The sequence below is a fragment of the Porphyromonas somerae genome (assembly GCF_022845615.1).
Lineage (GTDB): Bacteria > Bacteroidota > Bacteroidia > Bacteroidales > Porphyromonadaceae > Porphyromonas_A > Porphyromonas_A somerae.
Genome location: NZ_AP025559.1, coordinates 2,660,849 through 2,685,292 on the forward strand (window position 1 = coordinate 2,660,849; position 24,444 = coordinate 2,685,292).

A 24,444-nucleotide genomic window follows, 5' to 3' on the forward strand; every position below is an offset into this window, starting at 1 on the left:
GAGCCACCCCCGCCATGCCACCCTAGCTACTTATCGTAGGCGGAGGATATCGCCCTCCATTGGGAGGTACTCGGGCGTGAGGTTATTGAGCTGGTAGAGCGATTTCAGCTGGATGCCATAGGTCTGGGCGATACGGTGTATCGACTCACCCACCTGTATGCGGTGCTCAAAGTGGGGTGGGGTAGCCCGTTTGTGTTTTGGCTCCAGGTAGATGATATCCCCCTTCTCAAGCGGGTATCCTGCTGGGAGGTCGTTGTACTCCGTTAGCTTTCGTTCCGACATACCCAAGTCGCGAGCAATTGCACTGAGCGAATCATCTTCTCCTGCTAATATATATAGGAGTCCATAGCTAAAGTAGCCCACCCGTTCGCCTGCCGGTGTCGTGGGTAGCTCAGGTCGTGGCTTCTTCTGTGCTTCCCTCTTTGGGGTGCTCTTCTGTGCATATTGGTAGCGACGAGAGGTGTTGCCCTCATCGATGAGGTAGAGCTGGTAATCCTCAATGATTTTGATCAGCTTATTGGCATATCCTCGGTCCGTGGCGTAGCCCGCATGTTGCAGACCTCTAGCCCACCCCTTGTAGTCCGTGGGGTCGAGTCGCTGTAGGGAGCGGTAACGGGGTTGTTGGAGAAACTGCCCATGATCTTTAAAGGAGTCCTCCACACGGTCGTAGGCACGAAAACATTCATTCGGGCGGTCGTCATTGTGAAATGTACGACTACCTCGCCACGACCTATGGCACTTGATGCCAAAGTGGTTATTGGCACCCGTGGCGAGACGACTTTGCCCTGCGCCACTCTCTAGCAGTCCTTGGGCGAGTGTGATACTAGCGGGGACACCATAGCTCTTTTGGTTTTCCAATGCAATACCAGCATATTGCTCAATATAGCGGTTGTAGGCATTATTGCCCTGCACCTTTGGGAGCGTCACTTGCGTGGTCTTGCTCGTGCCACAACTCGCCAGCAGTAGAGCAAAGCATGCCAGTAGTGAAGCAAGTTGTGTCGATCTACTCATGGCGAACCAGTTTGATCGTTTCTCCCTCCAGCTCCGTAATCGGCAGCACCTCCATCGCATCTATCGTGAGGCAGAAGTCGAGTGCCCCCTCCTTTCCCGCCTTCACCATGCGTGGGTAGTGGTTACTCTCCTTGATGTACTCCGTCAGCGACCCTTTGTGTTCCTGCCATAGCTCCACCATCATCTGCGACACATCGGTCACCACCTCGTGGCTCTCCGAGAGGGCGTCGCAAAGGGCTGCGGCAAAGAGGGTATCCTCCTTTGAGGGGCGTCCTTGCCACCCGGCACAGATCGCCAGCACATCCTGCCCTTGGCAAAAGCGGGCCACGGCAGAGAGGTTCACAAACGTCCCCACCACCACACGATACCCCTCGGCAATCGCCGCCTTGATGGTGCGCGTGCCATTGGTGGTGGTAAAGTAAATCTCCTTGCCCCCGATCGCCTCCTCCGTATACTCCGCAGGGTCATTGCCAAACTGTGCAAAGGGGCACCGCACCACATTTCGTTCCGCCCCCACTAGGTAGCCTTCGGCGGCTCGAGCCTCCGCCTCCTCCACCGTCTCGAGTGGGTAGATCGCCTTGGCTCCGTGCGCCATCGCTGTAGTAATTGTGGTGGAAGCTCTTAGTACATCAATCACCACCGCCACACTTCCTGGCTGGCGGTAGGCTGGAATCAGTTCCGGACTGAGGACAATATCAATCTTATTTTTCACTGCCTATATTATTCCCTATATTATTAATGAGTGTAGCGATCATCTCTTCGTCGCACTCTCTGAATGAATATTCTCCAATCTGAGGTTGGTAGTAGGGCGGAAAGGCAGGCCGGCGGTACTTCGTCAGTCCCTCCTTTTCGCAGGAGAAAGTGCCATGGATCTCCTTCACCTTACTCTTCCGGATCAGTTCCGCCGCATTATCGGGGGTGATGCCAGCACCTGCCATAATAGTGATCCGCTTGCCCGCCTGCTTCACCAGTTGCGCTAGCGTCTCCACCCCCTTAGGTGCCGAGATCTCCCCGCCCGAGGTGAGCACCCTACGGAAGCCGAGCGATTTCGCCGCCTCTAGCGATGCCTGAAGATTCTCAGTGCGGTCGAAGGCACGGTGAAGGGTCACCGGCAGTTTACCACACGCCTTGATCAGAATCTTATTGGTGAGCCAATCCAATTCACCATCCTCCGTGAGCGCTCCTAGTGAAAAGCCAGCCGCTCCCACCATCTTCAGTATCTCAATATCCTGTACCATCACCGCCACCTCACGCGTGGTGTAGACAAAGTCGCCACCACGAGGGCGGATAATCGGAAAGACCGGAATCTTCACCGCTGTTACCACCTCACGAAACATACCCAAGGAGGGGGTGGTACCACCCTCCGGCAGCGATGCACAGAGCTCCAACCGATGAGCCCCGCCCCGCTCCGCTGCGATGGCCGAAGCCACCGAATCCACACATGCCTCAATTGTAATCATACACAAAGCTACAAAAAATATCTGTGGGGGTGCTATGGCGGGGGTGCCTATACGGGGGTGCCTATCTCGGACAAGTCGGACGAGTCGGACAAGTCGGACAAGTCGGACGCCGAGCTAGATGTGGTTGCTGGCTTGGGCCGTCCGACTTGTCCGACTTGTCCGATCTGTCCGACTTGTCCGATAAGGTACCTGCTCTTGTCCGATAAGGTACCTGCTCTTGTCCGATAAGGTACCTCCCCGATAAGCCACCCGCCTCGTCACAAAAGTGGAGATGCAACTAAGCGATCGGCGAGTTGCAACTCGCCATTTGCTGAGTTGCAACAAAGCAAATGCTTAGTTGCAACTCAGTTAAAGACCACTACGGAGCAGATAATAATTTTATATGCGAATAATATTTGCATAGTATGTTATTTGTTGTTATCTTTGCGGAGTGAGTGATCAACAGATTTTTCATAAACATCTCTATATCAATGCTATGAACGAATTGCAGTTTTTCAAAATGACCTCTCCAAAGGGGGTAAGTGACACCGAATTAATCCCTACAAAGTTACCGCCTTTGCCTGAGGAGTTATCCCGAGCCCAGGGGGTGAAGTCCACCGCCTGCCTTTACTTCCCCGACATCACCCCCAAGAGTGCTAGTCGGGCGTTACGGCGAGAGATCGCTGGTTATCCCAAATTGCGTGCCGCCCTAGAGGCGGTCAATTGGAACCCCCGCAAACGGAGCTTCACCACCCTTCAGCAACAGCTGATTGTCCATTATATGGGGCAACCATGAGGGTGGGGCGGGGGTGTCTTTATCGGGAGTGCCTTTGCGGGGGTGCCTTTGCGGGAGTGCCTTTGCGGGAGTGCCTTTGCGGGGGTGCCTTTCTCGGACAGGTCGGACGAGTCGGACGTGTCGGACGAGTCGGATGCCGCACTAGATTGGTGCTAGCTGTGTGTGGTTTCCTGAAAAAGGTTGACTCGGTTAATGTTACGTTGTTATTAATCCTGCTTTATGTTGACTTTCTAGCCTTTAGTCCTGTGAGGGGTTGACTGGAGGGCGTAGCCCGTAAGGAAACCCCTCACAGGACTAAAGGTACCAAAACTTGGGCACCTATCCTATTTTTTGATTTTCAAGGTACTCCTCTCTATAGCTTTTCCACCTCTTGGGGATTTTCCCTTTGCACTTTGAGGCTTCAACAGGTGTCATATAGTCGAGACTCATGTGAGGCCTTTTTGTGTTGTAAAACTCTATGACTGAGGTTAATTCAGCCTTTGCCTCTTTGATGGTTTTAAAACGTTTGCCTTTTAAGAGCTCATTCTTTATAGTGTTATTGATCCTCTCTGCTTGTGCATTATCTTTGGGATCTGGGGTTTCTGTCATACTTATATCTATGTCATTCTTTTTAAGAATATCCACATACTGGTGGCTGGCATACTGGCAGCCTCTGTCTGAGTGATGAATGAGCTTATCGTTAGCTTTACCATTCGATTTAAGTTTCTTAAGTGCCTGATTTAGAGCTTCAATAGGGTACTTAGTGTCTAGGCTATCGCCTAGGCTCCACCCGACAATTTCTTTTGAGTATGAGTCTAAGATCACGGATAGGTAGCTAAACTTATGATGTACTCCGTCATAATGGATGGGGATATACGTTATGTCGCTCACCCATACCTGATTAGCTCTTTCTGGTATCATATCTTTTACGAGGTTACCATAGAGCTTAAAACCGTGATTGGAGTTGGTGGTTCTCGGCTTTCTTTTACGTTGCCTTAGCTTCAAGCCGTGCTTGTCTAGAGTGTCAAGAAAACGGTCTCTCCCTAGTGGAGTCCCCTCCTTAAACTCTCGCTTATACATATGCCACAGCTTCTTACCGCCCATGCCAGGGGCTTTCTCTCGGGTCTCAAGAACGTACTCAACAGCCATCTCTTCAAGTGCCATATTGGCATGAAGTTTTGACTTTTTTCGCTTGTAATAGGCTTGCTTACTTACACCAAACAGGTCGCAAAGGAGCTGTATTGTATATTTCTTCAGATCCTGTGCGTGCAAGCGATCTACCGTTTGGTGCCAGCTTTTTTTCTTATTTGGATGCGGAAATTCTCTTCTGCCACATTGATTAATTCATTCAATGCATCTGTCAAAACAGTCTGCCTAAAAAGCTGTTTTTCAAGCTCTTGAACCCTTCTTTCTAAATCAACTGAGCTTTTCTCAGGCGCCCCGCCTGACGCCCCGCCTGACGCCACATCCGAATAATAATACCTGCGATATCCGCGGTGCTCTTCTTGTTTCTTCTTTTTCTTCGCCTTCATCTCTATAACTTCGTCTAACCCAGAATCTAGGTACCTATGAACCCACTCCAGGATCGTAGTCCTTCCAATAGGGACAAGGTGTGAAATCTGGGTATAACCTAAGTTTTCCTCAAAATAGAGGTGAATAACTCGGTCAAAATAAATCTTCTGGAGTTGACTCCTTTTTACAAACTTACTCATAAAAATCTATCTATGAGTCAACTTTTTCTAGGACAAGACATTCCGCATCCTTCGTACCAGTCTCCTCTTCCGCCTACGTAATATACAAGGGGCTGAGGGTGGTCGTACGGTGATGCTCACCTCCCTCTTCGAAGGGGCTGGTAAGAGCTACGTCTCCTATAACCTCGCCCGCTCTCTCGCCTTCCTAGGCAAGCGGGTAGCATTGGTGGACCTCGACCTACGTAAGGCGAGCCTCTCCCGCCGACTTCAGCTTGCAGGGGCAGGGGTGAGTGACTATATCCTCGACCCCACTTCAGAGCTGTCACCCATGATGGTACAGCCCGATGCCGAGCTGCCCAATCTACAATTCCTCTCCACTGGTGGTGAGGTCTACAATCCTGTAGAGTTGCTGATGGATGAGCGGTTTGACCAACTCATCTCCACCCTACGAGCCGAGTACGACTTTGTGCTCTTCGACTCTGTGCCCTTCGTAGCCGTGGCTGATGCGGCGGTCGTATCAAGAGGTATGGATATGAGCCTCTTCGTGATCCGCTCGGGTGTGACCGATAGGCGGGTACTCCCCGATATCCAGCGCATCTATGATGAGTCGCTCCTCCCCAATATGCACCTGATCCTCAATGGAGCAGAGTTCCGCAAACGTGGCTACGGCTACGGTTATGGCTATGGTTACGGCTATGGCTATGGACAAGGGGCCAGAAAAGGTAAGCTAAAGAAAAGAGGAAAATAACAATAAGAATTAAAATCAGAGAAATTATGAAACAAAACAAGAAGTACGAGGCGCCTACCCTCTCCGTAGAGGAGGTGCGGATCGAAAAGGCCTTCCTAGCCCAAGCTACCGCTAGTGGTAATTTGCCTGATAAGGCTTTGCCAGGCGAGGGTGTAGGCATAGGTGACGATGGAGATTTGGATGATTTGTTTACCTGATGTATCAGCAATTGGGGAGTCTCACATCTATAGGAGATGAACCATTAAGGATGTTATTGAATTTAAATTTTGAAGGAAACAGTTTATGACAAAAAATGTATTCTATACTCTTTTGGGTGCTTCTGTGATGCTCGCAGGTATAACTGCTTGCAATCGAGCATCGGCCCCAAAAGAAGTGCAACATGCTTATGTATCGGCAGGGATCAGTGGTGGTACCACAAGAGCACTATTTGTAGGAGGTACTACACAGGATTCTCCTAGTAAGATCAAATGGGGCAAAGTAGGAGATAAGCTTCCAATGCTTATATACTACCCAGCGACCACTAAAACTGTTGCTATAGAGAGCAACCTAGAGCTTAAGGCTGACTATAAAGGAACCCTCACTGTCCCTTATGAGGAGGCTAACGTTAACAATCATAAGGTACAGTATTTTGCTACCAGTGGCCCCAATGCTGCAGCTTTCAAGGGTGCTTATTTTGACGCTGGAAGTTATACACAAGATAACAAGGTGACCTTAAATACTGCTTTGCCTCATAATGGTACCGTAGATATGACCGACCCTAATGTGGAATGGCCGCTGATATCGAAACCAAATGAGTCAAATCCTTTGGCACTTTGGAGTACCGTTCATACCAAAAGCGGTGGCGGTGTCAATTTTAATCTCTTCGGAAATATGTTCCTCATTCATTTTGAGAATGTGCTAGAGGATGATGGCTATGATGCCAATTCAAACGATACTAATGAAGCATACCTTCCACAGATCGTGATTGAATCCAATGGAATGGCTTTTGCGGGCTCAGAATTTGTGAAAGAGGTTAATTCTAATGAGGTTGGTGGCGCCATCCGTGCTGCGAGAGGAGAATTTAGCTTGAAAAAGCTAAACTTTTCATCAGGTGCTAAGCAACAAGTCCTACCAATTTGGTTTAGACCTTACAGGCCTACAGATGGTAAAGATTTTTATATTACTATTACTTGGAGGGTGTACAACAAGGATTTAGGTAAGTGGGAAGAGAGCGTTCGGAAACTAAGGCCGAATGTTGCTATGAACCCTACCAATGGCACCATCTTCTCGGAAAATGATGGTCGTTACTACCGCTTAAAGGGTGGAGTATCACCAAAAATCGGTGCTGAGTTTGGATCTAACTCATTCTTCATTGTTGAGGCTGAGCTTCCTTCATTTGACTAAGATAGAACTATTTATATTACATAGATAAATAAGAATATAATGGTAACAAGATATTTGAAACTATTTACGGCCACCTTGGTGGCACTCTTCGCCCTCGCTGCTTGTCAGAACGAGCGAACCGTAGACCTATATGGGGAGGGGGGCGACCCTAACGCACTAGATGTCGCTTTCACTATTAAGGACTTTGATGTTGTTAATCTTCGCACACATTTGAATCCAAGAGATGAACACCACATTGAGGACCTTGTTGTTTGGGTATTTGACAGAAAGGGTGAGATCGTAGATGCTCCGATCATTAGCCATGACCCTAAAAAAGATTTCCAATTTGCCGCAGAGACATCCAATACTGACAGCTCTGATACGGGGTCTATACACAATGGAGTGCCATTTGGTGGAACAAAGACAAGAGGTCAGTTGGGTGGTATACTGAGCCTGCAACTGAAGAAGAGCGGGGATAAAGTAACCGTTGTAGCACTTGCCAACTTCGTATCTAACTCTTTTACGCTTGAGGATGCTGTCTCTAAAAAGCCATTTACCTCTGATGCAGATTTTAAGGCAGTCAAGAATATTGAGGAGTTGAAGTCAGTTCGCCTCAATTACAATAAAAGAGGGGACAATAAGACCATGTCAACAGAGCGGTATGAATCCCCTTTGATGTATGCTGCGCAGAATCTGACTCTTGATGATGTTAGGAATGGAAAGGTAAGCATAGAATTGATTCCTTATAGTGCTAAGATTACCGCTAAGGTAAAACCTGGAAAGGGGGTCACCATCAATTCTCTCAGATATCACTTTGAGAATATCCCTACGCGCACTGAGATTTTCAATGCAATTGCAAAAAGTCAAGCTAGTATCAGCGAGATCAAACCACTTCCTTCCTCTACTAACAATATGATTTGGAGCGATCGAAACGATTTGAATGCTTTCATTGCTGAGGGCTATTTGGTACCTAACTATCCTGAACCCAAATCTCGGATTAGCTTAGAGGATATCAAGGCTGCACAAGCGAGGATAAAGGAAGATGGTACTGGCTATACTGCTTTTGACCTACGCCAAAAGCGTGTGAAAGAGGCTGCTACAGGTGGACACGTAGAAAATAAGGAATGGCAGTTTGCTCCTGATGAAGCTACCGCCCTTGTGATTGACGCTGAGCTAACCCTTAAGGATGGCGAAAAAGAACAGCGTGCAATAGTGGCCTATACAGTAGTGTTGGGTGACTTTAGTGGACTTACAAATGAAAGCTGGGTGCAACCCACTGATGCCGAACTGGAGAAGATCAATAACTATCAGATTGAGTCGGCTACTCACTATAAGTATACCATTACTATTAATGGTGTTAATAATATCATCGTGGAGGCAGAATCTTCAGATAAGTTGGATGAGCCTAATCCATCGGCAGAGGGTGTCGTGATTGGTAATAAGCCTACCTTCCAATTGGATAGTCACTATGAGCAGCGTACTTTCCTTCTTACTTCTACCGATTTTGATATCTTTAAGGAGCCTAACACTCGGGAGCTTAAGGATGATGCCAAGTTGCAATTTATGATCCAAACCCCATTTGAGCCACTGAGGCTAATTACCTACAATGCATTGGAGGCGAAAAAAGCTCGTGAGAAAGGGGTGCCAGACTCGAAGTTGGTGGATAACGATTGGATTCGTATTTATGTGCATGACCCAGCAAAGCATAACGATGTATTCGATAATAACAATTTACCAGAGATCCTTTATACTAAAACTGCTGGAGATGTGGCGAATGGTACTCCAGTAGCCGATTTTTGGGAGAAGACCTTGACTGTGGAGCAGTTCTTTGCTTGGTTGCTAGAGAATCCTAAGCCACTATTTGATAAGAAGAACGCCATCTGTATCACTATGTTTATAGATGAGTATTTCTATCAGTGGGATCCAAAGCAGATCAAAAAGGCGGATAGAAATCGTGATAATGCAGATAAGAATCTTTGGAAGAAGTTTTGTAACGCTCCTGACCGTAAATTCTTCCTCTTTACTGGTGACCTACAAGTATCTGCAGACCAGAATAGCCGCTTTACAGAGGGTACTTACCTGTCTGTAACTCAGCACTCAATCAAGACCATTTTTACTGAGACTAAGGAAGGTATTCGTATTTGGGGTGTAGAATCTATTGATGAGCAACCAAATAGGTCATTTACAAAGAATGTCCCTGGCGATCCAGCTTTTTGGTACAACGTATATACCTCTAATGGTTGGTCCAATACTTGGAATCTACTTGCAGGTGATATTAGCATTCCTGGCGGAGGAACGACTGCAGGTACAGAAGGTGGCTGGATCAAAGGCGGTACTAACCTCATTATGAAGCAACGTAAGAATACAGGGAAAGGCAAGCAGGATAATTATTGGTCTGAAATGACTGTTGGGGCAGCTAATGGCGTGGATATGCGTGATGAAGGGAATTATCAGGCTGTTTATTCGCCACTTACCCGAAATAGAGATGTCAATAGAGATGATAAGTTCCAAGCTTCAGAGATGAAGTGGTACATCCCTGCCTCAAGTGAAGTAATGGTCTTAGCGTTAGCCGAAGCATTATTGCCCACATATGCTAAGCTCGATGTGAAGCGTACAGAGAGTAATCGTAAGAATTATCCTAATGCTCCTTTAGTACTTCACTCTTCAACAATGTTTCGAAACAATGCAGTTGCCCAGACATCTTACAACCCAATAGTATTCCTACCTTATGACTTCTGCCATGTGCCACTTCTTGAGGTACTCTACGATGCTTCTTACTATAATGTAGGTCCAGCTAAGTATGGCACGGCTATGAAAGATTTCTATTCCACCACGCGCTTAATTCGTGACCTTGGTGTCGTAGAAGATGATGTTACTTCAATCGGTACTACCTACCATATGCTAGAAGGTGAGCGAACAGAGAACCATAACACTTTCTTGAAGTTTAAGCCAAAGTATGCTGATCCAGGAAGTATAAAGGTGGGTGCTAAAGACAGAACATCAGGGGAATTTTTCAGTGGTAATCTTGTATCAGGTTTGACAAGAAATAGCTTTGTAGATGGTGAGTTGCCAACCCACACTGAAAAGGATGCTTCAATTCGAATCTATAAGAAGGGCTTTAAAGTGGCTGGTAGCTATGCATACATCAATTCAAGTGGTGCTACGGTAGTTGAACGTTATGGATTAAATTATGTTGATCTGAAAGGAAGACTCCTACTCCGTAATAGCCCATGTAGAGGATACTATGAGGAGACCGATAAGTCTGACTTGGGAAAGTGGCGTTTGCCAAATATCCTAGAGCTAGGTTTAATGGGTACTGCGATGCCACGTGACTATTGGTTTAATACACTTGAAGGAGAGAATGGTACTGTTAAGAAGACAGTTTGGTCTGCTACTACACCATCTTTTGCTGCTCCAAGATCAAGGAGTACTTTCCAAAACTTATTCCTATATCTGGACCAGCAGATTTTCTGGACAATGAACTTCAAGGAGAATAACTTTGGAGAACCTGCTTCAAAAAGTACATGGAAGGGCTATGTGCGTTGCGTACGAGATATTGAATAATCAATTTAGAATCAAGATAGTATATGAATATTAGACAATTCATTTCAGTCCTCGGACTCTCAGCAGTGGCCTTTATTGGGGCCGCTGCTCAGAGCGAGGTGGTGAGCGAGTTCGCCACCGACTCCACCAAGGTGGTGACTTACAATGATGATAAGTACAAGGTGGAGACCAATCGCTTTGGCGATAACTGGTTCATCACCCTACAGGGTGGTGCTCAGATGCTCTTTGGTGACCACAATAAGCAGATGGACTTCAAGGATCGCCTCACCCCTGCTGCAACGGTGGCATTTGGTAAGTGGTTTACCCCAACCATCGCTGTACGTGCCCGCTTTACTGGCTGGGAGCTCAAGGGTGTCTCTGGCTGGACCGACCACAAGGCTACTGAGCACCCTAACGTCAACTGGCGTAACTATCAGGGTTTTATTGTGGGTGCTAAGCAGACTCAAATCAAGGGTCACGACGACTATATCTCTGGTGAGGTGAATGAGGCAGCTACCAAGCGAGTAGGCTATGATATGTACAACACCAAGATGCAGTACCTCAATAGCTCTGTAGATGTGATGTTTGACGTGGTGAACCTCTTCGGTGGCTACAAGGAGGATCGTGTGTTTCATCTGATACCTTACATCGGTATTGGTTGGGCTCACACCTTCAATAATCCTGTAGTGATGAAGAATGGTAAGATGACCTACCGCGACAAGAGCAATGAGGCCTCTATCAATGGTGGTCTGATCGCTGCCTGCCGTCTTTCTGATGCCCTTTGGCTACACCTCTCTGCCGACGCTTTCTATGCCAATGACCGCTTTGATGGTCAGATCGGTGGTCGCTGGGGCGAGGGTATCCTACAGGCTCAATTGGGTCTGACCTACAATATCCCTGGCCGTGGCTGGAACCGTAGCCACACCACTGTAGTGACCTACAATGAGGAGCTACTCAACACCCTTCGTAACCGTGTCAACGAGCTACAGCGTGCTAATCAGGCACTCCGTGATGAGCTAGCTAGTCAAGCTGTCGTAGAGGAGGCTAAGGAGACGATCATCGCTGGTCCACTACTGGTGACCTTCGTGATCGATAAGTGGGACCTCTCTAATAAGGATAAGGTGAACCTAGGCTACCTAGCTGAGGCAATGCGTCGTGAGCCAAATGCGAAGTTTGTGATCGCTGGTTATGCCGACCGTGGTACCGGTTCATCGAAGCGCAATCAGTTCCTCAGCGAGCAGCGCTCTAAGGTGGTGATCGACTTCCTTGTTAACGAGCAAGGCATCAGCCGTGACCGCTTGATCCGCGAGTCCAACGGTGGCGTAGAGAATATGTTCTACGACGACCCACGTTGCAGCCGTGCTGTGATCTCCCGTGTGGCTAAGTAACTAGCCCCCCCCATATAAATAAGTGGCCCTCGGTACCGCATTCGCGGTGCCGAGGGCCACTGCTATGTGGGGGGTGGCTATCGGGGGTACCTTTCGGGGGTGCCTTTATCGGACAAGTCGGACGAGTCGGACAGGTCGGACAAGTCGGACGCCGCACTAGATGGGTGCTCGCTGTGGTAGCTAGCTGTGGTAGCTGGTGTGGTAGCTAGCTGATGTGGCTGGCGTGGTAGCTAGCTGTGGTGGCTCGCTGTGGTAGCTCGCTGTGGTAGCTGGCTGATGTGGCTGGCTGTGGTGGCTCGCTGTGGTAGCTGGTGCGGTGGCTGGCTGTGGTAGTTAGCCGTGGTAGCTGGTGTGGTAGCTAGGTGTGGTAGCTAGCTGTGGTAGCTGGCTGTGGTGGCTCGCTGTGGTAGCTAGTGTGGTAGCTAGGTCGGGCCGTCCGACTCGTCCGACTTGTCTGACCTGTCCGACTTGTCCGATTAGGCACCCCCCCCTGTCTGACTTGTCCGATTAGGTACCGCCCTTGTCCGATTAGGTACCGCCCTTGTCCGATAAAGGCACCCCTACCGAGTAGGCACCCCCACCCCCTCCTATCTCCGCTGCTCTTCCCGATATTGTCGGCGTGCACGCGACATCTGCTCTCTAATTCCGCCTTGGGTTAGGAATTGTTCTTGTTGGCGATTGATTAGCTTTCTGAGCAAGAATGTAGCTTGGTGGATGAGCGTGATGCAGAGGTTGGCGATCTCCTCAGTATTCAGTTTTGGGAGTTGATCTAAATAATCTACCTTGATGCGTTCACTTCTTGCATATTCACGAACCATTTGGTACCGTTCATGAGTTTCGTCCCATAATGGTAGTCTATGGACTCTAAGGTAATCCTCGTAATCGATTAATAGTTCTTCAAGACTTGCCTTCGCCACATTGGTCAGTTTGATTTCTGTCTCCGTAGAGGTGGTAGAAGCTTTGCTCCCTTCTGCAATATTTTGTTTGCCTGACCGAGCTGCTTGTATCATTTGGTCGACTGTGCGGTCGCTGCTATTTAGATAATGAGTCGCAAAATAATAGGTGATATCATAGATCAGTACTGCTACCTGATACGCCTTCAGTGAACGATATCCTCCCTTAGGTGATAAAAATGTGTGACTCATATATAATATAGTATTGATGGTGTACAAGACAAAAGTACCAATATTATAGGAGATAGGGTGAGGGTGGGGGTGCTTTTGCAGGGCACTGGAGTGAGCGGTAGGGCGGAGAGGGGTACGCTACGGCTCAGGAGGGAGCGAGCGCGGGTGGGGGGTGTGGTACCTTTGTGCTGTCGAAAGGAAATAGTAGTTCACTCAATAATATATATACTATGAAAACACTTTATATAAGGCCACGAGAGTGGGAGCAGCTGACGAGGGCGGATCAGCTGGAACGTGCGAAGCGGCGGATTGACCTGCTGGTGATCCACTGTAGTGCCACGCCTCGGGGGAGGCGATATTTTCCCCCTCAGTTGATCAAGGACCATCAGCGTCGGGGATTTAGCACGGCGGGGTACCACTATTATATTACGCGTGAGGGGGACCTCTTTGCTATGCGACCGGTCTCAATGGTGGGGGCTCATGCCAAGGGGTATAACCGTTATTCGATCGGTATCTGCTATGAAGGTGGGCTGGATGAAGAGATGCGTCCGTGTGATACGCGAACCGCGGAACAGCGTCAGATGCTCACGCAATTGGTCTATGAGCTGAAGCGTCTCTACCCCAATGTGATGGTGGTGGGGCATCGGGACCTAAGTCCGGATCGGAATGGGGACGGTCGGGTGACTTCTGAGGAGTGGATCAAGGTGTGCCCTTGTTTTGAGGCGAAGGTCTATAACCTCTCTAGAAGTTTGTAGGCGATGACGGTGCAACTGCGACCTAGGGACCCTCAAACGCTCCGCCTCTGGCTGGCGATCCTCTTGGTGACCTGCGGTATGGCGCTCCTCTATATGGGCTTTTGGGTTACCCCTAGAGGTGAGATCCACTCGAGTGTGCTGGTGGCGTATGGTGAGGTGATGACCTTTGTGGGAGCTTTGATTGGGATTGATTATGCGGCGAGGGAGCGCATCTTGGACAGGGGTACCTTCTCGGATAGGGGTGCCTACTCGGACAAGTCGGACGAGTCGGACAGGTCGGACGAGTCGGATGGCTGATATTGAAGGTGATTTGTGGCATTGTTTATTGATCCTACTGTTGCCACTGATGGTGGGGTGTCGCTCGACGAAGCAGGTGGTGGCGACACAACAGCAGGCGGAGCAGCAGGTGGTCACCACTCGGGATAGTGTGGGGCTCTTGGAGCGACAACAGCGTAGGGTGGTGGAGCTGCAATGGTGGGGCGATACGCTTCGGCTACCGAAGGGGCCTGAGGGGAGCCCCCCTATCGTATCGGGTGGCTATCGGATCACCTATCTCGATGAATCGCTCTCGGAGCATCGGGAGGAGTCTCAAGCTAAGGAGACGCTGACGAGGCAGGAAACTGCCGAAAACTACCTTCTCCAACAGGGGAAGTCGACACGAAGAATCTACCTAGGGCTTGCCCTTGGACTAACCATCTCTCTACTCTTAGTTATAATAGGTAGGAGAATTAAGAAACAACTATTTTATTAACAACTTAAAGATTTAAAACTATGGCATTTATCTACAATGTGTATGAGCGTGACAACAAGATTCCTAACGCTAAGAGCCCACGTGTGGCTTTGGCGGTGAGCAGACAGATCCGTCAGATCTCCACTAAGGAGCTAGCTGAGGATATCGCGGACAGATGTACCGTGCACCGTGCCGATGTGCAGGCGGTGTTGGATGCCCTCTCTATCTCTGCTACGAGCTATCTGCTCAATGGGTTTGGTGTGAAGCTGGGGGAGCTGGGCTCTTTCTCTATGAGGATCAACTGTAAGTCTGCCCCTACTATGGAGGAGTTTACCCCTGACCTGATCAAGGGGGCTAAGGTGCGCTATACCCCTAGCCGTGATATCCTTGCACGCATCAAGGAGACTGGCTTTGTGAGAGGTTCTAGCCTTTCTAATGGCGAGGTGGTAGCCCCTGCCCCTAAGCCAGGTGCTGCGGAGGATACCCCTAAGGACCCTAATGAGGGCTCTACTGGTACCCCTCAGACTGAAGGCGATACCGGCTATTGATCGGAGCTGCCTGTGTCGGGGCTGGGGGTACCTTTCTCGGACGAGTCGGTGGCGGGGGTACCTATCTCGGACAAGTCGGACGAGTCGGACAAGTCGGACGAGTCGGACGCCGTGATGGAGCACCCGATAGGGTGCCACTCAGCTAGCCCCCGGTCGAGGCTCGCAGAGCCGAAGACCGGCGGGTCATGAGGCACCCCATATTTCTCGACCCTTGTGGTCGCACAAGCCCATGTGAGTGCGACCGCAAGGGTCGATTATTTTATTACCGATTCGTTTCCCGCCGGTCTTCGGGCGTTGCCCTCGACCAGGGGCTAGCTGAGTGCCACCCTGCCGGGTGGTGTAGGGGGTGCTTGTGGCGGGGGTGGGGGTACCTTTCTCGGACGAGTCGGACAAGTCGGACAATTCGGACGCCGCGATGGATGGGTGCTAGCTGATGTGGTTGGTGTGATAGCTAGTGGTGGGCCCCCCCCCTTGTCCGATTAGCCCCCCCCAGTCCGACTTGTTCGAGATGGTACCGTGCTCGAGACCTTTTCTCCGCTAGTCTTCCGAGTGAACTTCTTTTTATATCCCATATTAATTCATATCTTTGTACTATCCTAATGGATATCAAGAAAAGCAAAAATCCTAGAATCAAATAAATTGCTGTGTACAATTAAGATGATAAGGGAAATAGAATGATAACGAAAAGCAAACTTCTGCAGATGCTGTCGGACACCGAGAGCTACAATATTGAGAGGACAGAGTCAACTGGCAATATGGATAAATTTTGTCAGGCTATATGTGCATTCTCAAATGATATTTCGGGTAGTGGAAAGAGGGGCTATCTTATTATTGGTGCTAAGGACAATGGTGAGTTATCTGGTTTACAAGTTGATGATAAACTCTTATTGCAGATTGCCAATATTCGGACGGATGGCAACATCCTCCCGCAACCCACAATGACAGTAGAGAAGTTTCATTTTGATAATGGGGATGTATTAGTAACAGAAGTACAGCCCTCAGAATTTCCGCCAGTACGTTATCGTGGGCGTGTTTGGGTCCGAGTCGGGCCTCGCAAGAGCACCGCTACAGAAGCAGAAGAAAAGATACTTACTGAAAGGCGACTCTCCTCCATACATACATTTGATGCCATGCCTTGTTTAGGAACGAGCATTGACGACATAGACGTAGAACTTATTCGCAGGGAGTTTTTGCCAAGAGCAGTGGGGGAGGATATTCTTGGAGATGACGAACGAGATATTACCGAGCAACTTGCGTCTCTAAGCTTGTATGATTTTCGCTATAATTGTCCAACTAATGGTGCTATGATCCTATTTGGATTCAACCCTGAACGATACGTACATGGGGCCTATATTCAATACGTTCGCTTCAAAGGAAAAGATCGTGCAGGGGATATTCTCAACGAGCATAAATTTAGTGGTAATCTTTGTCAAGTATTACCTAAGATAGATGCTTTTATTGAAACGAGTATTTCGCAAAAGCGTCCAATCCCTATAAGTGTGCTTCGAGAAGAAACAATTTCCAAGTATCCGTATTGGGCTACTCGTGAGTTGTTGATGAATGCTATTATGCACAGGGATTACGAAGGTAATGCACCTATTCAGTTTTATGAGTATGACGACCGCATTGAAATTCAGAATCCAGGTGGATTGTACGGCAAGGTTAGTCCTGATAATTTTCCCAATGTTAGTGACTATCGGAATCCCTTTATTGCCGAATCAATGAAGAACTTGGGCTATGTAAATAGATTCAGTCGTGGTGTCTATCGAGTGCAAAAGGAGTTGAAAGAAAACGGTAATGGGCAAGCCTCTTTTGATTTTTCATTGATTACAGCTTTTCGGGTGGTAGAGAACGTTTCTCAAAAGTATTTTGAGGAAGGATTTGGAGGAAAAACTACCCAAGAAACTACCCAAGAAACTACCCAAGAAAGAATTATAGCCGCCATTATGGCAAAGCCAGAAATCACCCAAAGAGAGCTGGCTCAAATTATTGGTATTACTCCCAATGGTATTAAATACCATATTAAAAATATGAGCAAATCGGGAGTCCTCAAACACGAAGGCTCTACAAAGGCTGGAAAGTGGGTAATTATCAAAGAGGATGAGCTAAGATAATTGATAGTAATTGCGGTGGCGGAGGTACCTATCTCGGACGAGTCGGACAAGTCGGACAAGTCGGACAGGTCGGACGCCGCGATGGATGGGTGCCTGTCTTGTCCTAGAAAAAGTTGACTCATAGATAGATTTTTATGAGTAAGTTTGTAAAAAGGAGTCAACTCCAGAAGATTTATTTTGACCGAGTTATTCACCTCTATTTTGAGGAAAACTTAGGTTATACCCAGATTTCACACCTTGTCCCTATTGGAAGGACTACGATCCTGGAGTGGGTTCATAGGTACCTAGATTCTGGGTTAGACGAAGTTATAGAGATGAAGGCGAAGAAAAAGAAGAAACAAGAAGAGCACCGCGGATATCGCAGGTATTATTATTCGGATGTGGCGTCAGGCGGGGCGTCAGGCGGGGCGCCTGAGAAAAGCTCAGTTGATTTAGAAAGAAGGGTTCAAGAGCTTGAAAAACAGCTTTTTAGGCAGACTGTTTTGACAGATGCATTGAATGAATTAATCAATGTGGCAGAAGAGAATTTCCGCATCCAAATAAGAAAAAAAGCTGGCACCAAACGGTAGATCGCTTGCACGCACAGGATCTGAAGAAATATACAATACAGCTCCTTTGCGACCTGTTTGGTGTAAGTAAGCAAGCCTATTACAAGCGAAAAAAGTCAAAACTTCATGCCAATATGGCACTTGAAGAGATGGCTGTTGAGTACGTTCTTGAGACCCGAGAGAAAGCCCCTGGCATGGGCGGTAAGAAGCTGTGGCATATGTATAAGCGAGAGTTTAAGGAGGGGACTCCACTAGGGAGAGACCGTTTTCTTGACACTCTAGACAAGCACGGCTTGAAGCTAAGGCAACGTAAAAGAAAGCCGAGAACCACCAACTCCAATCACGGTTTTAAGCTCTATGGTAACCTCGTAAAAGATATGATACCAGAAAGAGCTAATCAGGTATGGGTGAGCGACATAACGTATATCCCCATCCATTATGACGGAGTACATCATAAGTTTAGCTACCTATCCGTGATCTTAGACTCATACTCAAAAGAAATTGTCGGGTGGAGCCTAGGCGATAGCCTAGACACTAAGTACCCTATTGAAGCTCTAAATCAGGCACTTAAGAAACTTAAATCGAATGGTAAAGCTAACGATAAGCTCATTCATCACTCAGACAGAGGCTGCCAGTATGCCAGCCACCAGTATGTGGATATTCTTAAAAAGAATGACATAGATATAAGTATGACAGAAACCCCAGATCCCAAAGATAATGCACAAGCAGAGAGGATCAATAACACTATAAAGAATGAGCTCTTAAAAGGCAAACGTTTTAAAACCATCAAAGAGGCAAAGGCTGAATTAACCTCAGTCATAGAGTTTTACAACACAAAAAGGCCTCACATGAGTCTCGACTATATGACACCTGTTGAAGCCTCAAAGTGCAAAGGGAAAATCCCCAAGAGGTGGAAAAGCTATAGAGAGGAGTACCTTGAAAATCAAAAAATAGGATAGGTGCCCAAGTTTTGGTACCTTTAGTCCTGTGAGGGGTTTCCTTACGGGCTACGCCCTCCAGTCAACCCCTCACAGGACTAAAGGCTAGAAAGTCAACATAAAGCAGGATTAATAACAACGTAACATTAACCGAGTCAACCTTTTTCAGGAAACCACAGCCAGCTGGGGCGTCCGACTCGTCCGACTTGTCTGACCTGTCCGACCTGTCCGATAAAGGCACCCCCCCCTGTGTGGATTTGGGTTTCGTGGGTTGGGGAAAAAAGGTTATCTTTGCGGGAGGGGCGGGGGGTGTTGTTTTGGATAGGTAACCATTAAATATATAGAAAGATTTATCAGGATGGCTAATATTGACAATTTTGACTTTAGGGGGAAGAGGGTCTTTGTGCGTGTGGACTTTAATGTGCCGCTAGATGAGGCGGGACAGATCACTGATGATACGCGTATGCGTGGGGCTTTGCCTACGCTTCGTAAGATTGTAGAGGGGGGTGGTCGCCTCATTATCGGTAGCCATATGGGTCGTCCGAAGGGGGTGGATAAGAAACTGAGTCTCTCTCAGCTCCGTGGACACCTGGAGGAGCTCCTTGGTAGAAAGGTGGAGATGGCTGAGGATTGTGTGGGCGATGCTGTTTTGAAGCAGGCTCAGCAACTGAAGGATGGTGAGGTATTGCTCCTTGAGAACCTTCGTTTCCACCCTGAAGAGGAGGGTAAGGGTGATGGCAAAGCTGGTCAGCCTGAGTTTGTAAAGCAGTTGGCAGCGTTGGCTGAGGTTTATGTGAATGATGCCTTTGGTACAGCACACCGTGCTCACGCCTCTACCGCATTGATTGCCGATTATTTTGATAAGGAGCACAAGATGTTTGGCTACCTGATGGCACGTGAGGTGGCTGCTGTGGACCGTGTAATGAAGGAGGTAGAGCGTCCGTTTACTGCGATTATGGGTGGTAGCAAGGTCTCTACAAAGATTGAGATTATTGAGAACCTCCTAACGAAGGTAGATACCTTGATCCTAACGGGTGGTATGACCTACACCTTTATGAAGGCGAATGGTGGCGAAATCGGTAATTCAATCTGTGAGGAGGATAAGCTGGACCTTGCCCTACAGATTCAGGAGAAGGCGAAGGCTAATGGGGTAAAGCTACTGATCGGTAGTGACTCTGTGGTGGCTGATGCTTTTAGCAATGATGCGAATACGAAGGTGGTGCCTAGTGACCAGATTCCTGCTGGCTGGGAAGGGCTAGATATTGGTCCTAAGACTCAGGAGCTCTTTGCTGAGGCGATCCGTGATTCGAAGACGATCCTTTGGAATGGTCCTTTCGGTGTCTTTGAGATGGATACTTTTGCCAAGGGTACTCAAGCAATGGCAGAGGTGATCGCTGAGACCACTGCTAAGGGTGCTTATTCACTTGTGGGCGGTGGTGACTCTGTTGCCGCAGTCAATAAGTTTGGTTTGGCCGACCGTATGAGCTATGTCTCTACTGGTGGCGGTGCGTTGCTGGAGGCGATTGAGGGGAAGACCTTGCCGGGTATTGCCGCAATCAACAAATAATGCTGCGCTGCGGGGGGCGGGGGTACCTATCTCGGACAGGTCGGACGAGTCGGACAAGTCGGACAGGTCGGAGGCCGCAATGATGCAAAGTCTCAGTTATAGAATGAAGTAGTATGTTACGCGAAGGCCACGAAGAGCGTGGCCTTCGCTATTAAATAGGAGAAGAGATGAGTGAGATAGAGATGAATGAGCAGTGGGGTGATGATGAGCTGACGGCGATTGATATCCCTATCCCCTTTCTGCTAGAGAAGGCTGATTGGACCAGTTATTTCAATAATAAGGGGTATTCGGGTGCCTACCCTTACCTCCTATATATGCATGAGGATGCGGAGGTGCTGAATGACCGATTGATGGCGGAGGTGAACAGGACGCAAACGCTAACGGGGCACAACAAACTTCAGGTGGACCTCTTCACCCGCTTTTCGGATCACAATGAGGAGGCAGTGGGATTTGTTTGGTTGTTAATCAGTGGCACTCGTTCGTTTGCTCCCGATCTACTAGATGATCTGGAGTGGCTCTTGAGGAGTGGGACGACCTATTATCTGCAGCACGCTTACACCTCGCATGGGAAGCAGGGGGTGGTGACTTGGGTAGAGGAGCTCGCATCGCACCCAGCCTATGCCCAAGTGGAGGAGAAGCTACCGCCTCGTGGCAATCTAAAATTGGCCGACCGCCTTGCTATGGCGACCCTTTCGGCTGAGGAAGAGGAGTAAAGGGTGATGGAGTGGCAGAAACGGGTCGAGGTGCCGTCGCTGAGCCGACGATGGAGTCGTAGAGATGCAATCACGCTTTGGGGCTCGTGCTTTGCCGATGAGCTACAGCGGCATCTCTTTAGGGAGCTCTACGACTGTAGCCCTTCGCCCTATGGCATCCTCTATAATCCCCTCTCCATGGCGGAAGGGGTGGAGCGGTTGCTGGCGGATCGACCTGTGACGCTTGAAGAGCTGATCGAGCATGAGGGGCTTTGGCATAGCCCGATGCATCACGGCACCTTTTCTGCACCTACTCCCGAAGAAACCCTGGCACGGATAGAGGGGGCGTGGCAAGTGGCGAGAGAGCGGCTGTCGACCACCAAGCTATGGGTCTTTACCTTTGGCACCTCTTATCTCTATGAGTGGGCCGAGGCACCGTATGCAGTGGTGAGTAATTGTCACCGTCTTCCAGCAAAGTGCTTTCAGCGTCGTCGTGCCGAGGTGGGGGAGATCGTGCGTCGCTGGTTGCCGTTACTTGAAGAGCTCACTAAAGGGGGAGCGGAGGTGGTGCTGAGTGTAAGTCCTATCCCGCATTACCGTGATGGAGCCCACGAGAGTCGACTCTCGAAGGCGGTATTGCTCCTGGCGGTGGCGCAGATGGTGGCGCAGTTTCCGCAGGTGCATTACTTTCCGAGCTACGAGATACAGCTAGATGAGCTCCGTGATTACCGCTTTTTTGCGGAGGATATGGCGCATCCATCGGAGACAGCGGTGCGGTATATCTTAAGTCGCTTTGAGGAGTTTGCCCTAGAGGAGGACTTGGATTTTAATCAAGAGTGGCACGCCCTTTTGAAGCTAGCAGAGCACCGTACCCTCTCCAGCAATCCTGAGCGGGTGGCAGCACATCAGGAGGGGGTGCTGAGGAAGCTTCGCCACTTTTCCCAACAACATTCGCACCCATTTCTTACGTCATTGATAGAAAAATTAGAGGTATGAGACGCTATTTACTTTCAGAGATCACTGCACTTCTTAAGGCTCCAAAGCCTCGTAAGGAGCAGGAGATAGAGGTTTTGCTGACCGATAGTCGGTCGCTCACTTTTCCGCAACGAACCCTCTTCGTGGCACTGGTGACGGAGCGGGGTGATGGGCATCGCTATATTGGAGAACTTTATGAGCGGGGAGTGCGTGCCTTTGTGGTTTCCAAAAAGGTAGCGGGAGCGTATCCCGAGGCGACAATGATTGAGGTGCCAGATACGTTACAGGCACTCCAAACCTTGGCAAAGTGGCGACGGGAAGCGCTACAGATGCCCATTGTGGCGATCACAGGAAGTAATGGCAAAACAACGACAAAAGAGCTCCTCTACCAGCTCCTCTCACCGCACCTTTCCGTGGGTCGCTCACCTCGTAGCTACAATTCGCAGATCGGGGTGCCCCTCTCCCTTTGGGGACTAGAAGAGGGCGAGCAGTTGGCGTTGATTGAGGCGGGAATTTCCAAGCCGGGTGAGATGGCACGTCTGAAGGCGATAATCGAGCCGACGATTGGGCTGATCACCAATATTGGAGAGGCCCATCAGGAGCACTTTGAGAGTAAAGAGCAGAAGGTGCGGGAGAAGCTATCGCTCTTTACCGACTGTGAGACGATCATTGCCCCACTGGACCAACCTTTGATCGTAGAGGGGTTAGAACAAATGGGACTGACCGCCAAAACCCACTTCTGGAGTTTCTCCGATGAGCGTGCAGAACTCTGGGTACGGCAAATTGAGTACCATGCTTCGGGAGTGACCCTTTCCCTAAGCATGGATGGAGTGGAGCGGGAGTTGCATCTTCCTTTCTTGGACCAAGGCAGTATCGCCGATGCGGTGGCGGCACTGTTGCTACTGAAGTACACGGCACCTTCGCTTCTTGAGGACTTGACCCCTTTTGCGACGCTTCAACCGATCTCAATGCGACTGGAGGTAGTCCAAGGAAAGCACCGAACGCTGCTCATTAATGATAGCTACAATTCGGATTACGACTCGCTGGCGATTGCCCTCGACTTCCTCAACCGTCGGAATAGTGACCACTGGCCTACTGCCCTCATCCTTTCCGATATGCAGGATAGCACGCACGACCCTCGCGAACTCTATGGGCGGGTGGCGGAATTGATCAGTCGTTATCAACTAGACCGCCTCTACTTGGTCGGGCCTGCTTTGGGGCAGTATCGTGAACTTTTCCCAGAATTAACGCAGTGGTATCCCGATTGGAGTTCGCTCGATAAGGAGCTGTCACTAGCACAATTGGCAGGACATATTATCCTCTTAAAGGGAAGCCATACCTCGCAATTTGAGCGGGTGATTGAGGATTGGAAAGCACTATCGCACCAGACCATTCTTAGCATCAACCTCAACCGACTGACCGAAAACTACCACACTCTTCGTCAACAACTGCCCAAGTCGATGCAGACCATCTGTATGATTAAGGCCAATGCCTATGGAGCTGGCTCCTATGAGGTGGCACGGACACTGGAGCGGGCGGGTACCGAGTATCTCGCTGTGGCGGTGGTGGATGAAGGTCGGGAACTACGAGAGCAGGGTATTCAGCTCCCCATCTTGGTGATGAACCCTGAGCTATCGGCTTTCCGGCAATTGATTTGGCACCAACTAGAGCCAGAGATATTTAGTCTGGAGATGCTGCGTGCCTTTGAAGAGGCGGCAGAAAGGTATGGCGATGGTACCCTGCCGATCCACCTGAAATGGAATACAGGGATGAATCGGCTTGGCATCACCCTCCCCGAGATTGATGAGGTGGTGGCGGTACTCCGACGCTCTAGTGCAGTGCGGGTCGCCTCTATCTTTACCCACCTCGCTGTGGCGGACGATCCTACGGAAGATGCCTTTACCCTTCAGCAATTGGAGCGACTAGATACCGCCCACCATATCCTGGAGGAACGACTAGGCTATTCCATTAAAAAGCACGCTCTCAATACTGCGGGGGCGATACGTTTCCCGAATTACCCCTCCGACTTTGTGCGGCTGGGAATAGGGCTCTACGGCATCTCTCCGCTGAAGCAGTCGCCTTGTGTGCTCGAACCGATTGCTACGCTGACCACGCAGATTCTGCAGGTGCAGGAGGTGCAACCTGGGGAGACGATTGGCTACGGTCGTCGCGGAAAGGTGACTCGCCCCAGTCGTATTGCGATTATTCCGATTGGGTATGCCGATGGATTGCCACGTCGCCTCGGCAATGGTCGGATCTCCTTCCGCCTTCCCGACGGCACCCTTGCCCCTACGATCGGTAATATTTGCATGGATACCTTGATGATCGATGTCACCGATGCCGAGAGTGCCGAGGTGGGAAGCGAGGTAACCATCTTTGGCGAGGGGCTACCGATTACCCGCCTTTCAGATGCCTGCGACACCATCCCTTACGAGATTCCTTCACGGCTCTCCTCGCGGATTGCTCGGCAATATTTTACCGAATAAAGCTATATTA

23 protein-coding genes are annotated in these 24,444 nt (G+C 49.3%); 17 read left to right on the top strand and 6 right to left on the bottom strand.

What is annotated here, in order from left to right:
• Positions 1 to 30: 30 nt before the first annotated feature.
• Genes MWL85_RS11300 through MWL85_RS11310 form a run of 3 tightly spaced genes read right to left on the bottom strand, consistent with a single transcriptional unit; the run spans position 31 to position 2,471 of the window.
• Positions 31 to 1,011, bottom strand: coding sequence for a glucosaminidase domain-containing protein (locus MWL85_RS11300; RefSeq protein ID WP_018028895.1), 981 nt, complete (start codon positions 1,009 to 1,011; stop codon positions 31 to 33).
• On the bottom strand, positions 1,004 to 1,723 hold the full coding sequence (locus MWL85_RS11305) for a 2-phosphosulfolactate phosphatase (protein WP_244400757.1): 720 nt from the start codon (positions 1,721 to 1,723) through the stop codon (positions 1,004 to 1,006). The genes MWL85_RS11300 and MWL85_RS11305 overlap by 8 nt, the downstream gene beginning before the upstream one ends.
• Positions 1,713 to 2,471 carry a copper homeostasis protein CutC gene (locus MWL85_RS11310; protein WP_244400758.1) on the bottom strand — a complete coding sequence of 253 codons (759 nt, stop codon included), beginning with the start codon at positions 2,469 to 2,471 and terminating at the stop codon, positions 1,713 to 1,715. The genes MWL85_RS11305 and MWL85_RS11310 overlap by 11 nt, the downstream gene beginning before the upstream one ends.
• A 475-nt stretch (positions 2,472 to 2,946) precedes the next feature.
• Here MWL85_RS11310 and MWL85_RS11315 point away from each other — a divergent pair, with 475 nt between their 5' ends.
• Positions 2,947 to 3,246 carry a DUF4248 domain-containing protein gene (locus MWL85_RS11315; RefSeq protein WP_244400759.1) on the top strand — a complete coding sequence of 100 codons (300 nt, stop codon included), beginning with the start codon at positions 2,947 to 2,949 and terminating at the stop codon, positions 3,244 to 3,246.
• A 318-nt stretch (positions 3,247 to 3,564) separates the two neighbouring features.
• On the opposite strand, the gene MWL85_RS11320 is transcribed toward MWL85_RS11315, so the two are convergent.
• On the bottom strand, positions 3,565 to 4,497 hold the full coding sequence (locus MWL85_RS11320; protein WP_244400171.1) for an IS3 family transposase: 933 nt from the start codon (positions 4,495 to 4,497) through the stop codon (positions 3,565 to 3,567).
• Positions 4,498 to 4,502: 5 nt separating this feature from the next.
• Positions 4,503 to 4,937, bottom strand: coding sequence for a hypothetical protein (locus MWL85_RS11325; RefSeq protein ID WP_244400172.1), 435 nt, complete (start codon positions 4,935 to 4,937; stop codon positions 4,503 to 4,505).
• Between the two features lie 112 nt (positions 4,938 to 5,049).
• Here MWL85_RS11325 and MWL85_RS11330 point away from each other — a divergent pair, with 112 nt between their 5' ends.
• The 5 genes from MWL85_RS11330 (at position 5,050) to MWL85_RS11350 (ending at position 11,957) form a co-directional block, all read left to right on the top strand.
• Positions 5,050 to 5,664 (top strand): tyrosine-protein kinase family protein, encoded by a 615-nt coding sequence (locus MWL85_RS11330; RefSeq protein WP_244400760.1) that lies wholly within the window; start codon positions 5,050 to 5,052, stop codon positions 5,662 to 5,664.
• Between the two features lie 26 nt (positions 5,665 to 5,690).
• Entirely contained in the window at positions 5,691 to 5,861 is a 171-nt protein-coding gene (locus MWL85_RS11335; protein ID WP_244400761.1) for a hypothetical protein, read from the top strand.
• An 85-nt stretch (positions 5,862 to 5,946) separates the two neighbouring features.
• Positions 5,947 to 7,047: a hypothetical protein gene (locus MWL85_RS11340; RefSeq protein ID WP_244400762.1), complete on the top strand. Its 1,101-nt coding sequence runs from the start codon at positions 5,947 to 5,949 to the stop codon at positions 7,045 to 7,047.
• A gap of 54 nt (positions 7,048 to 7,101) precedes the next feature.
• The gene (locus tag MWL85_RS11345) at positions 7,102 to 10,590 is read left to right on the top strand and encodes a hypothetical protein (RefSeq protein ID WP_244400763.1); all 3,489 of its coding nucleotides are present in this window, start codon (positions 7,102 to 7,104) and stop codon (positions 10,588 to 10,590) included.
• A gap of 23 nt (positions 10,591 to 10,613) precedes the next feature.
• Complete coding sequence (locus MWL85_RS11350; protein WP_244400764.1) at positions 10,614 to 11,957, top strand: OmpA family protein; 1,344 nt, start codon at positions 10,614 to 10,616, stop codon at positions 11,955 to 11,957.
• A gap of 587 nt (positions 11,958 to 12,544) precedes the next feature.
• Here MWL85_RS11350 and MWL85_RS11355 read toward each other — a convergent pair.
• On the bottom strand, positions 12,545 to 13,102 hold the full coding sequence (locus MWL85_RS11355) for a four helix bundle suffix domain-containing protein (protein WP_244400765.1): 558 nt from the start codon (positions 13,100 to 13,102) through the stop codon (positions 12,545 to 12,547).
• Between the two features lie 209 nt (positions 13,103 to 13,311).
• Between MWL85_RS11355 and MWL85_RS11360 the strand changes: the two genes are divergently transcribed.
• From MWL85_RS11360 to MWL85_RS11410, 11 genes are all read left to right on the top strand, one after another.
• Positions 13,312 to 13,836, top strand: coding sequence for an N-acetylmuramoyl-L-alanine amidase (locus tag MWL85_RS11360; RefSeq protein WP_244400766.1), 525 nt, complete (start codon positions 13,312 to 13,314; stop codon positions 13,834 to 13,836).
• A 3-nt stretch (positions 13,837 to 13,839) separates the two neighbouring features.
• Entirely contained in the window at positions 13,840 to 14,133 is a 294-nt protein-coding gene (locus MWL85_RS11365; protein ID WP_244400767.1) for a hypothetical protein, read from the top strand.
• A complete protein-coding gene (locus tag MWL85_RS11370; RefSeq protein ID WP_244400768.1) occupies positions 14,126 to 14,587 on the top strand; it encodes a hypothetical protein in 462 nt (153 codons plus the stop codon). The genes MWL85_RS11365 and MWL85_RS11370 overlap by 8 nt, the downstream gene beginning before the upstream one ends.
• A gap of 20 nt (positions 14,588 to 14,607) precedes the next feature.
• Complete coding sequence (locus MWL85_RS11375) at positions 14,608 to 15,114, top strand: HU family DNA-binding protein (protein ID WP_244400769.1); 507 nt, start codon at positions 14,608 to 14,610, stop codon at positions 15,112 to 15,114.
• Positions 15,115 to 15,788: 674 nt separating this feature from the next.
• Positions 15,789 to 17,228 carry an RNA-binding domain-containing protein gene (locus MWL85_RS11380; protein WP_244400770.1) on the top strand — a complete coding sequence of 480 codons (1,440 nt, stop codon included), beginning with the start codon at positions 15,789 to 15,791 and terminating at the stop codon, positions 17,226 to 17,228.
• 134 nt (positions 17,229 to 17,362) lie between these two features.
• Positions 17,363 to 17,797, top strand: coding sequence for a hypothetical protein (locus MWL85_RS11385; protein WP_244400172.1), 435 nt, complete (start codon positions 17,363 to 17,365; stop codon positions 17,795 to 17,797).
• 5 nt (positions 17,798 to 17,802) lie between these two features.
• Positions 17,803 to 18,735 carry an IS3 family transposase gene (locus tag MWL85_RS11390; RefSeq protein ID WP_244400171.1) on the top strand — a complete coding sequence of 311 codons (933 nt, stop codon included), beginning with the start codon at positions 17,803 to 17,805 and terminating at the stop codon, positions 18,733 to 18,735.
• 337 nt (positions 18,736 to 19,072) lie between these two features.
• Positions 19,073 to 20,281 carry a phosphoglycerate kinase gene (locus MWL85_RS11395; RefSeq protein ID WP_244400771.1) on the top strand — a complete coding sequence of 403 codons (1,209 nt, stop codon included), beginning with the start codon at positions 19,073 to 19,075 and terminating at the stop codon, positions 20,279 to 20,281.
• 167 nt (positions 20,282 to 20,448) lie between these two features.
• Entirely contained in the window at positions 20,449 to 20,994 is a 546-nt protein-coding gene (locus MWL85_RS11400; protein ID WP_244400772.1) for a hypothetical protein, read from the top strand.
• A gap of 6 nt (positions 20,995 to 21,000) precedes the next feature.
• Positions 21,001 to 21,969: a GSCFA domain-containing protein gene (locus MWL85_RS11405; RefSeq protein ID WP_244400773.1), complete on the top strand. Its 969-nt coding sequence runs from the start codon at positions 21,001 to 21,003 to the stop codon at positions 21,967 to 21,969.
• The gene (locus MWL85_RS11410) at positions 21,966 to 24,434 is read left to right on the top strand and encodes a bifunctional UDP-N-acetylmuramoyl-tripeptide:D-alanyl-D-alanine ligase/alanine racemase (RefSeq protein WP_244400774.1); all 2,469 of its coding nucleotides are present in this window, start codon (positions 21,966 to 21,968) and stop codon (positions 24,432 to 24,434) included. The genes MWL85_RS11405 and MWL85_RS11410 overlap by 4 nt, the downstream gene beginning before the upstream one ends.
• Positions 24,435 to 24,444 lie beyond the last annotated feature (10 nt).